This window comes from Kitasatospora sp. NPDC058478 (assembly GCF_042720345.1).
Taxonomy (GTDB): domain Bacteria; phylum Actinomycetota; class Actinomycetes; order Streptomycetales; family Streptomycetaceae; genus Kitasatospora.
In genome coordinates this window covers 1-8,679 of sequence record NZ_JBHXML010000136.1, presented here as the reverse complement: position 1 = coordinate 8,679, position 8,679 = coordinate 1, and the positions used below count along the sequence as shown (strand labels likewise).

Below are 8,679 nucleotides of genomic sequence, written 5' to 3'. Positions count from 1 at the left end.
GGGCCGGGTCACATGGGACGCGCCGCTGGTGCCCCCCCGGCCCCGCGCCCCCGCATGCGGCCGCCCCCCCAAACCACCGGCCCCCCCCGGCAGGTGTCTGCCGGGCGGGCCCGGTGTTCCTGGTGCCCGGTGCTAACAGCTGTGCGCGGCGGAGGGGCGCTTCGCCGCGATGTACGGCTTGCCCATGTGCGCCACGACGTCGGCCGGGCAGGTCTTGATCCAGTTGGAGCCCGCCGTGTGGTTCTTGACCTTGGCGTCGCTGCAGTACTCGACGCGGTCGGCGGTCTTGAAGCACTGGTAGCCGGGGTACCCCGCCGCCGAGGCGGTGTTGGCGCCGGCGAACAGGCCGGCCACGGCCAGCAGGGCGACGGGCAGAACGGAACGCATCCTCATGGTTTTCTCCCGTTGGTTCGTCTGGGCAGTGGCCCGATCCTGGCAGCGCGGCGGAGGCGGAGGCAACGCGACATGACATGTTTAGGTCAACCTGTGTTCGAGTGAACTCCCTTCACCTTCTTGGCCGTTGACTACCCCTCAGGCGAGGTCAGGCCGTGAGCAGGCGGGAGTGGAGGGCGGCTATCCGGGCGGGGGAGAGGCCGAGGGCGCCGGTGGCGTAGTCCTCGACCGAGCCGTGGCGGGCGGCGAGGTCGGCGAGGGCGAGGCGGATGACCGTCTCGGGGGCGCGTCCGTAGCCGGGCCAGCGGAGGGTGCGGCCGGGGTGGGCGGCGTGCCACTCGGCGATGAGGTGCGGGGTGGCCAGCTCGGTGAGGGCGAAGTCGACGGCGACGTCGTCCTCGGAGACGCCGAGCAGGGTGAGGACGAGGGCGGCGATGAGCCCGGTGCGGTCCTTGCCGGAGGCGCAGTGGAAGGTCACGGGCTCCTCGGCGGCGGTGATCACCTCCAGGGCCTCGCGGATCTCCTCCACCCCGTCCTCGGTGACCTCGGCGAAGCGGTCGGCGAGGTACCGCCAGGGGTCGACGTCCGGGTCGATCTCGGCCTGGTCGTAGGGGCGGTGCTCGATCGAGAGGTTGTGGTAGACCAGCCCTTCGTAGTCGGGCACCGTTCGAAGGTGAACTGACGCATTGTCATGCGCGGCACTCTAACCAGCGGTGCCCGGGTGTCCGGTGGTGCCTCAGCGCTCAGCGGCGCCTTCGTAGCCGGCGGTGAGGAGTTCGAAGGCGCGGTCGGCGTTGGTGGCGGCCTCGAAGTGGAGTTCGTCGGCGGTCTGGCCGTCGTCCCGGATCCGGTGCCAGTTGTGTTCGGCGAGGACCCGCTGGGCGGCGGTGACCTGGGCGGCGAGGAGGGGGGCGGTGAGGCGTCGGGGCGGGGCCAGGTCGGGGGCCTCGTGCAGCGCCCGGGCGAGGGACTGTTCGGCGCGGGCGAGGTATTCGGCGCCCCGGGCCTTCAGGCTCGGCGTCGAGTACACCAGATCGCTGAACGCCAGGACCCGGGGGTCGTCGTTGAGCCCGGTGATGGGGTCGCGCCGGGTGAGCCCGTCCAGGAAGTCCCGGTGCAGGGCGGCCAGCACCGGTTCGCCGACCGCCCGGTCGCGGACCACACCGGCGGCCTGGTCCTGGTGGTCGGCGAACCGGTGGACGACCAGGTCCTCCTTGGTGGAGAAGTAGCTGAACAGCGTCGGCTTCGACACCTCGGCGGCGGCCGCGACGTCCGCCACCGGGACCGTGTCGAAGCCGTGCTCCAGGAAGAGCGCGATCGCGGCCTCGGAGATCGCCCGCCGCGTCCGCTCCTTCTTCCGTTCCCGCAGTCCGCTCATGGCGTCAGGCTAGCAGGATTCCTTGACTGAGGAAGGTCTCTGACCCGGTATGACTTTCGGGCCTGGCCGCCCGTCGCTGCTCAGGAGCTCAGCGAGTCCAGGATGCGGCGGATCGACTCCACCACCGGGGCGCCGGCGGCGGCGAGGGCGGCGACGCCGGAGATGTTGCGCAGGGCGCGGCGCAGGGTGGCGGGCGGGGTGGCCTGCCCGCCGCCGAGGTCCGCCAGCGACTCGTCCAGCACCTCGCGGTCCTCGGCCGGCACCTGCTCACGCAACTGGCGTACGGCCGCGATGAGTTCGCGCATCGCGGCCTGCGGGTCGGCCGGGCCCTGGTGCTTGATGATGCCGATGTTGTGGTCGCCGTGCTGGGTGACCGAGTCCCCGAAGTGGATTCCGCCGCTCACAGGCTGACCTTCTTTCCGGTGTTGTGGTCGCCGTACTGGTTGATCTGGTCGCCGATGTGGACGTTCTCCACCTGGAGCGCGAACTCGGCCAGCGGGTTGTCGATCGCTTCCATGATCAGCTGGATCAGGTTGCCGACCTGCTGGGCGTCGTGGCTGACCACCGCCGTGTTCGAGGAACTGGAGGTCTCGATGATCAGCTGGTAGACCGTGCGCATCTGCAGCCGCTTGACCAGCCGGTAGAGGCTGGCCGCGAAGAGCGCGAGCGCCACCACGCCGATCACGTTCTTGGTCGTCTCCTGGTTCGCGCCGCTCCCGAGCAGCGAACCGAGGAGGGCGGTGGCCACCAGCAGGCCGATCACCTGCCGGACGAACCGGATGATCACCCGCGCGCGCTTGGGCGGCAGCAGCTGGAACTGCCTGGCCCGGGCGATGTTGTGGAGCGGATAGGCGTCGCCGCCCACCCACAGCACCCGCCGGCTCACTCTGACGTCGATCACACTGCTTCTGCGTGCCAAGTCGTCCCCCTACCCGTAGTGGCGGGGAGAACCATAGCAACGGTCGCCGCTGGTGGCAGCCCCCGTCAGCGCAGGCGGCCGGTGCGGACGGCGTCGATGAAGGACTGCCAGGCGACGGGGCTGAAGTCGAGGACGGGGCCCTCGGGGTCCTTCGAGTCACGGACGAGCCGCCCGGGGTGGGTGGTCGCCACCTCGACGCAGTTGCCGCCGTTGTTACCGCTGTAGCTGGACTTGCGCCATGGGGCGTCGGTCTTGGTGGCGATCATGTTGAGAAGTCCTTCCCTGACGCTGCGGATCCGATCGGCGCTCTCACGCGGCGACAGCGCGTCCGCCTGGAGCAGATCATAGGCCCGCTGCTTGCGCTGGACTTCCATGGGATCTTCGATGAAGTGTCCCTGGTCCAGGCTCTCGGAATAGAGCCTCGTCCGGCCGTCAGGGGAGGTGAGGAAGGAGACGAGAGTGTCGAACGGGATGCGTTCGCCGAGGCTGAACGGCGCGATCTGAATGACGACATTGGGCATCCGACCAACCGTCAACAGGTGGCCGAGCTGCTCGTACATCACCTCGGGACCGCCGATGAGCGAGTGCAGTGCGGCCTCGGAGTGGACGACCATGAGGAGCGGGCCCCCAGGGGCCGTCAGTCGGTGCTGGCGGGCGATACGTGAGACCACCAGCTCCTCGACAAGTTCGGGGTTGCCCGCCGCGTCACCCGATCCAAGCAGTGCGCGGGCGTACCCCTCTGTCTGGAGGAGTCCTGAGATGAGGGCCACCTGGAACTCGCCGATCTTCGAGGCCTTGTTCTCGTAGCCCGCGTAGCGTCGGAACCAGTCGGGGTGTTCCACCCGTGCGTACCAGTCGATCTCCTTCCAGAGATCGATCAACTGGCCGCCCGTCTCCAGCAGTCGGTCCGCTGCGAGGACGAAGTCCTCCTGCGGGTTGCGGGTGCCGGCCTCGATGCGGGAGATGTGCGGGCGGCTGCACGGGATGAGGATCGCCAGCTGACCCTGTGACATCCCCTTCGACTCTCTCAGCTGCTTCAGCACCGCGCCGAACACGGCGCCCGCACTCGATCGCAGGTTTGGGTTCGTGAACTTCTTGCGGGTCATGGCGCAGGCCCCCTGTGTCAGGACGTTCCCTGGAACCGGCTGATCACTCGTCACCAGCACGGTGACCGCCGATGCTTAATCATGGAACTGATCGCGCAATCGCACTAGTGAGTGCACGAAGCGGCCTGCCCGCGCGCGAAATCCTCAATGCATCCAAAGGTGGCACCGCTATGCCCGAAGCCCTTGACAGAGCCCTCGCCGATCAGCTGTGCACGCTCCCGCGACACCCTTCCTCGCCGACCGCCGCCCGGGTGGTGCTCCGGGGGTTCCTCTCCGACCTCAAGGACGGAGAACACTACGCGGGCGACGGCGAGTTGATCGTCACCGAGCTGGTCGCCAGTGCGGTCCGGACTCCCCCTGCACACCACCTCATCGACGTGCTCTTCGAGTACTCCGCCCCCGCCGGCCTCTGGATCGAGGTCACCGCCATCGGGCAGTCCGGCCGCGCGGGGCCGGACTGCCCGGGTCTTCGGCTGGTGCGGCGGCTCTGCGCCGCCTGGGGGTGCGACCCCGCCGCGGGCCGCTCGTGGGCCCGGTTGGCCCCGCCCGTCACTCAGTAGCCGAGGGTGAAGCGGCGCTGGACGAACCGGGGGAGCTCGACCTCGTCGACGAGGTCGACGCCGCGCCCGACGCCGCCCAGCGGGTCTGCGTCGGTATCGCCGGCCTCGCGGCGGACTGATCAGGTGCTGCGGTCGGCGAGCACCTCGCGGACGACGTGACGGGCGTTGGCGGTGAGGCCCGGATTGGTGTGACGGTAGTAGGGGATCGTCACCAGCGCGATGGAGAAGGCCCAGGCGCGGCCACGGGCCCACATGGCGTCATCGGCGCGGAGGGCGGCGCGGAAGGCAGGGCGGGCGGAGGCGGGCAGCAGGTTCCAGGCGACGATCAGGTCGGCGGTGGGGTCGCCGACGCCCATCAGGCCGAAGTCGAGGACGGCGCCGAGCCGGCCGGACCGGTCGAGCAGGAGGTTCCCGGGGGTGAGGTCGCCGTGCATCCAGGAGGGCGGGCCGGCGTACTCGGAGAGGCGAAGCGCCTTGTCCCACAGGGCGGTTGCGGCGTGGGTGTCGACCGCTCCGGCGAGTTGGGCGATGGCCGCGCGGGTGGCGCCGTCGCGGGAGGCGAGCGGGACGCTGCGGTGGCCGGCCGGGCCGCCGGCCGGGTTGACGGCGCGCAGGGCGTTGACGAAGGCGGCGAGGTCGCGGGCGAGTGCGCCGGGGGCGGCGAGGGCGCCGACGACCGGGTTGGCGCCCTCGAACCAGCGGAGCACCGACCACTCCCAGGGGTAGCCGGCGGCGGGCCGGCCGACCGCGAGCGGGGCGGGTATCGGCCGTGGGAGTCGGGGGGCCAGCGCGGGCAGCCACTGCTTCTCGCGGCGGACGTCCCCGGCCGCCCATTCCACCCGGGGGAGCCGGACGGCGAGTTCGGGCCCGAGGCGGAACATCGCGTTGTCCGTCCCGGTGGAGGTGACCGGCGTGACCGGCAGGCCGACCCAGTCCGGGAACTGGGCGGAGATCAACCGCCGTACCAGGGCCGCGTCGATGACCAGTCCGTCGGGGTGCATCCGGGTGGCAGCGCACATGCCCGGCAGCGTACAGCGCGGATCGGTGCCCTTCAGCGGATTCCCGGAATGCGTACGGTCGGCCTCAGTTCAGCGTGACCCGCACGCCGATCGTCCCGCCCTTGCCGAAGCGCAGCACGTTCGCGGTCAGCGCGATCGCGCACAGCAGCCCGTACTTGCGGCGCAGCAGCTTCCGGTAGGCGGGCGCGCGGTCGGGGTCGAGGACGGCGGTGGCCGGGACCTGCTCGCCGAGCAGGGTGCCGCGGATGTCGCTCGGCCCGACCAGCACGTCGGAGCGGTTGCGCAGCCGCTTGACCTTGCCGGTGCGGGTGACGGTGGTGAAGACCAGCGCGTCGCCGTCGCGTGCCACCCAGACCGGGGTGGGCACGGGGGTGCCGTTCTTGCGGTGGGTGGTGAACAGCAGGTACTTGGCGGCGGCGAGTTCGCTCAGCCGGGCGGCGGCGTCCGGCGGGTGGGAGGCGTCCAGTGCGGGGGAGGTGTCCATGCGCGTCAGCGTAGGAAGGCGCAACGGGGCACTGCTTGAGTCTGGTTGGGGTCGCGGGCGGAGGGCGCCACGCCCGGCCGCCCCGGGTGCGGCCGGGAGCTGTCCCCGGCACCTGCCAGAATGCAGGGCGTACGGCGAAAGCACTGAAGGAGAAGGTGACCGGCTTCGTGACCACGCCAGTCGAACAGGTGGCCCGGCAGGCCCAGCAGGCGATCGAGCGCAAGATCGCCGAGGAACTGGGCGTTCGCGACGGGCAGGTGAAGTCCGCGGTCGAGCTGCTCGACGGCGGCGCGACCGTGCCCTTCGTGGCCCGCTACCGCAAGGAGGTCACCGGCTCCCTGGACGACGCCCAGCTGCGCACCCTGGAGGAGCGGCTGCGCTACCTGCGGGAGCTGGAGGAGCGCCGGGCGGCCGTCCTGGAGTCGATCGGGGCCCAGGGCAAGCTGGACGACGCGCTGCGCGCGCAGGTGCTGGCCGCCGATTCCAAGGCCCGGCTGGAGGACATCTACCTGCCGTTCAAGCCGAAGCGGCGCACCAAGGCGCAGATCGCCCGTGAGGCGGGCCTGGAGCCGCTGGCCGAGACGCTGCTCGCCGATCCCTCGCAGGATCCGGCGGCGCTGGCCGCCCGGTTCCTGAACGAGTCCGTCGCCGAGCCGGCCGCCGCGCTGGAGGGCGCCCGGGCGATCCTGGTGGAGCGCTTCGGGGAGGACGCCGACCTGGTCGGTTCGCTGCGCGAGCGGATGTGGACCCGGGGCCGGCTGGTGGCCACCGTGCGTGGCGGCAAGGAGCAGGACGGCGCCAAGTTCGCCGACTACTTCGACTTCGCCGAGCCGTACACCAAGCTTCCCTCGCACCGCATCCTGGCGATGCTGCGCGGCGAGAAGGAGGAGGTGCTGGACCTCGACCTCTCGCCGTACGACGGCGAGGAGGGCGATCTGCCCGGCGAGAACGACTACGAGCGGCGGATCGCCGCCCGCTTCGGCATCGCCGACCACGGCCGCCCGGCCGACAAGTGGCTGGGCGACACCGTCCGTTGGGCCTGGCGCACCCGCGTCCTGGTCCGGCTCGGCATCGACCTGCGGTCGCGGCTGCGGGCCGAGGCGGAGGAGGAGGCGGTGCGGGTGTTCGCCGCCAACCTGCGCGATCTGCTGCTGGCCGCGCCGGCCGGCACCCGCGCCACCATGGGCCTGGACCCGGGCTTCCGGACGGGGGTGAAGGTCGCGGTGGTGGACGCCACCGGCAAGGTCGTCGCGTACGACACGATCTACCCGCACCAGCCCGCCAACAAGTGGGACGCCGCGCTCGCGACCCTGGCCGCGCTGGCGAAGAAGCACGACGTCGACCTGGTGGCGATCGGCAACGGCACCGCCTCCCGGGAGACGGACAAGCTCGCCGAGGACCTGCTCAAGCGCCACCCCGAGCTGAACCTCACCAAGGCGATGGTCAGCGAGGCGGGCGCCTCGGTCTACTCGGCCTCCGCCTTCGCCTCGCAGGAGCTGCCGGAGCTGGACGTGTCGATCCGCGGCGCGGTCTCGATCGCCCGCCGTCTCCAGGACCCGCTGGCCGAACTGGTCAAGATCGACCCGAAGTCGATCGGGGTCGGCCAGTACCAGCACGACCTGAGCGAGGTGAAGCTCTCCCGTTCGCTGGACGCGGTGGTCGAGGACTGCGTCAACGCCGTGGGCGTGGACGTCAACACCGCCTCGGCGCCGCTGCTGACCAGGGTCTCCGGCATCACCGGCACGCTCGCCGACAACATCGTGGCCCACCGTGACGCCAACGGCCCGTTCCGCACCCGCCGGCAGCTCAAGGACGTCTCCCGGCTGGGCCCGAAGGCCTTCGAGCAGTGTGCGGGCTTCCTGCGCATCCCCGACGGCGACGACCCGCTGGACGCCTCCAGCGTGCACCCCGAGGCGTACCCGGTGGTGCGCCGGATCCTGGCGTCCACCGGCGGGGAGCTGGGCGGGCTGATCGGCAACGGCGAACGGCTGCGGGCCCTGCGCCCGGGCGACTTCGCCGACGAGGTCTTCGGCATCCCGACCGTCACCGACATCCTCGGCGAGCTGGACAAGCCGGGCCGCGACCCGCGCCCGGCGTTCCGCACCGCGACCTTCAAGGAGGGCGTCGACAAGATCGGCGACCTGGAGGTCGGGATGGTGCTGGAGGGCGTGGTCACCAATGTGGCCGCGTTCGGCGCCTTCGTCGACGTGGGCGTCCACCAGGACGGGCTGGTGCACGTCTCGGCGCTGTCGAGGACCTTCGTCAAGGATCCGCGCGAGGTGGTCAAGCCGGGCGACATCGTGAAGGTCCGGGTCGTCTCGGTGGACGTGCCGCGCAAGCGCATCGGGCTGACCCTGCGGCTGGACGACGAGGTCGGTCGCGACCGGGGCGGCGACCGCAGTGACCGGGGCGAGCGTGGTGAGCGCGGTGGCGACCGTGGCCGGGGCGGCGAGCGCGGCGAGCGGCAGGCCCGCCCGCCGCGCCAGGAGCGCCGGGGCGGCGGCCAGGGCGGCGGCTCGGGCGGGTCCGGCGGCGGCGCGTCGCTGGCGAACAGCGCGATGGCGGACGCGCTGCGCCGGGCGGGCCTGACCGGCGGCGACGCCTCGGGTGACCGCCGCTCCGGGCGGCGCTGAGCGGCCCGAGCGGCTGGGGCGCTGGGGCGCTGAGGCGCTGAGCGGCTGACCGCCGCGGCCGGGGGCGGGGGGCCGAGGCGCGGGCGCCCGCCCCCGCCCCCCGGGCGGTCGGGCCCGGCAGGGCCGCGCACGAGCTTGTGCTTGGCCAGTGACATAAAAACAAAAGACGCGGCCCACCAAAGTACAA

At 71.7% G+C, this 8,679-nt stretch carries 10 protein-coding genes; 2 read left to right on the top strand and 8 right to left on the bottom strand.

From position 1 onward, the window contains the following. Nucleotides 1-132 precede the first annotated feature (132 nt). The 6 genes from ACFWPT_RS40390 to ACFWPT_RS40365 all read right to left on the bottom strand — a co-directional run bounded on the left by ACFWPT_RS40390 (nucleotide 133) and on the right by ACFWPT_RS40365 (nucleotide 3,796). Entirely contained in the window at nucleotides 133-393 is a 261-nt protein-coding gene (locus tag ACFWPT_RS40390; protein WP_380375730.1) for a hypothetical protein, read from the bottom strand. A gap of 148 nt (nucleotides 394-541) precedes the next feature. Continuing rightward, complete coding sequence (locus ACFWPT_RS40385) at nucleotides 542-1,057, bottom strand: tyrosine-protein phosphatase (RefSeq protein WP_380487983.1); 516 nt, start codon at nucleotides 1,055-1,057, stop codon at nucleotides 542-544. Between the two features lie 72 nt (nucleotides 1,058-1,129). After that, nucleotides 1,130-1,771, bottom strand: coding sequence for a TetR/AcrR family transcriptional regulator (locus tag ACFWPT_RS40380; RefSeq protein ID WP_380487981.1), 642 nt, complete (start codon nucleotides 1,769-1,771; stop codon nucleotides 1,130-1,132). An 80-nt stretch (nucleotides 1,772-1,851) separates the two neighbouring features. After that, on the bottom strand, nucleotides 1,852-2,175 hold the full coding sequence (locus tag ACFWPT_RS40375) for a hypothetical protein (RefSeq protein ID WP_363619038.1): 324 nt from the start codon (nucleotides 2,173-2,175) through the stop codon (nucleotides 1,852-1,854). After that, nucleotides 2,172-2,672: a DUF6232 family protein gene (locus ACFWPT_RS40370; RefSeq protein WP_380487979.1), complete on the bottom strand. Its 501-nt coding sequence runs from the start codon at nucleotides 2,670-2,672 to the stop codon at nucleotides 2,172-2,174. The genes ACFWPT_RS40375 and ACFWPT_RS40370 overlap by 4 nt, the downstream gene beginning before the upstream one ends. 83 nt (nucleotides 2,673-2,755) lie before the next feature. Continuing rightward, nucleotides 2,756-3,796, bottom strand: coding sequence for a Scr1 family TA system antitoxin-like transcriptional regulator (locus ACFWPT_RS40365; RefSeq protein WP_380487977.1), 1,041 nt, complete (start codon nucleotides 3,794-3,796; stop codon nucleotides 2,756-2,758). Nucleotides 3,797-3,966: 170 nt separating this feature from the next. On the opposite strand from ACFWPT_RS40365, the gene ACFWPT_RS40360 reads away from it, so the two are divergent. After that, on the top strand, nucleotides 3,967-4,356 hold the full coding sequence (locus ACFWPT_RS40360) for a hypothetical protein (RefSeq protein WP_380487975.1): 390 nt from the start codon (nucleotides 3,967-3,969) through the stop codon (nucleotides 4,354-4,356). A gap of 119 nt (nucleotides 4,357-4,475) precedes the next feature. Here ACFWPT_RS40360 and ACFWPT_RS40355 read toward each other — a convergent pair whose 3' ends face one another. Both ACFWPT_RS40355 and ACFWPT_RS40350 read right to left on the bottom strand, forming a co-directional pair. After that, nucleotides 4,476-5,375 carry an aminoglycoside phosphotransferase family protein gene (locus ACFWPT_RS40355; RefSeq protein ID WP_380375721.1) on the bottom strand — a complete coding sequence of 300 codons (900 nt, stop codon included), beginning with the start codon at nucleotides 5,373-5,375 and terminating at the stop codon, nucleotides 4,476-4,478. Between the two features lie 64 nt (nucleotides 5,376-5,439). Continuing rightward, nucleotides 5,440-5,859 carry a PPOX class F420-dependent oxidoreductase gene (locus tag ACFWPT_RS40350; RefSeq protein WP_380487973.1) on the bottom strand — a complete coding sequence of 140 codons (420 nt, stop codon included), beginning with the start codon at nucleotides 5,857-5,859 and terminating at the stop codon, nucleotides 5,440-5,442. A 167-nt stretch (nucleotides 5,860-6,026) separates the two neighbouring features. Here ACFWPT_RS40350 and ACFWPT_RS40345 point away from each other — a divergent pair, with 167 nt between their 5' ends. Continuing rightward, on the top strand, nucleotides 6,027-8,492 hold the full coding sequence (locus tag ACFWPT_RS40345; protein WP_380487970.1) for a Tex family protein: 2,466 nt from the start codon (nucleotides 6,027-6,029) through the stop codon (nucleotides 8,490-8,492). Nucleotides 8,493-8,679: the final 187 nt, after the last annotated feature.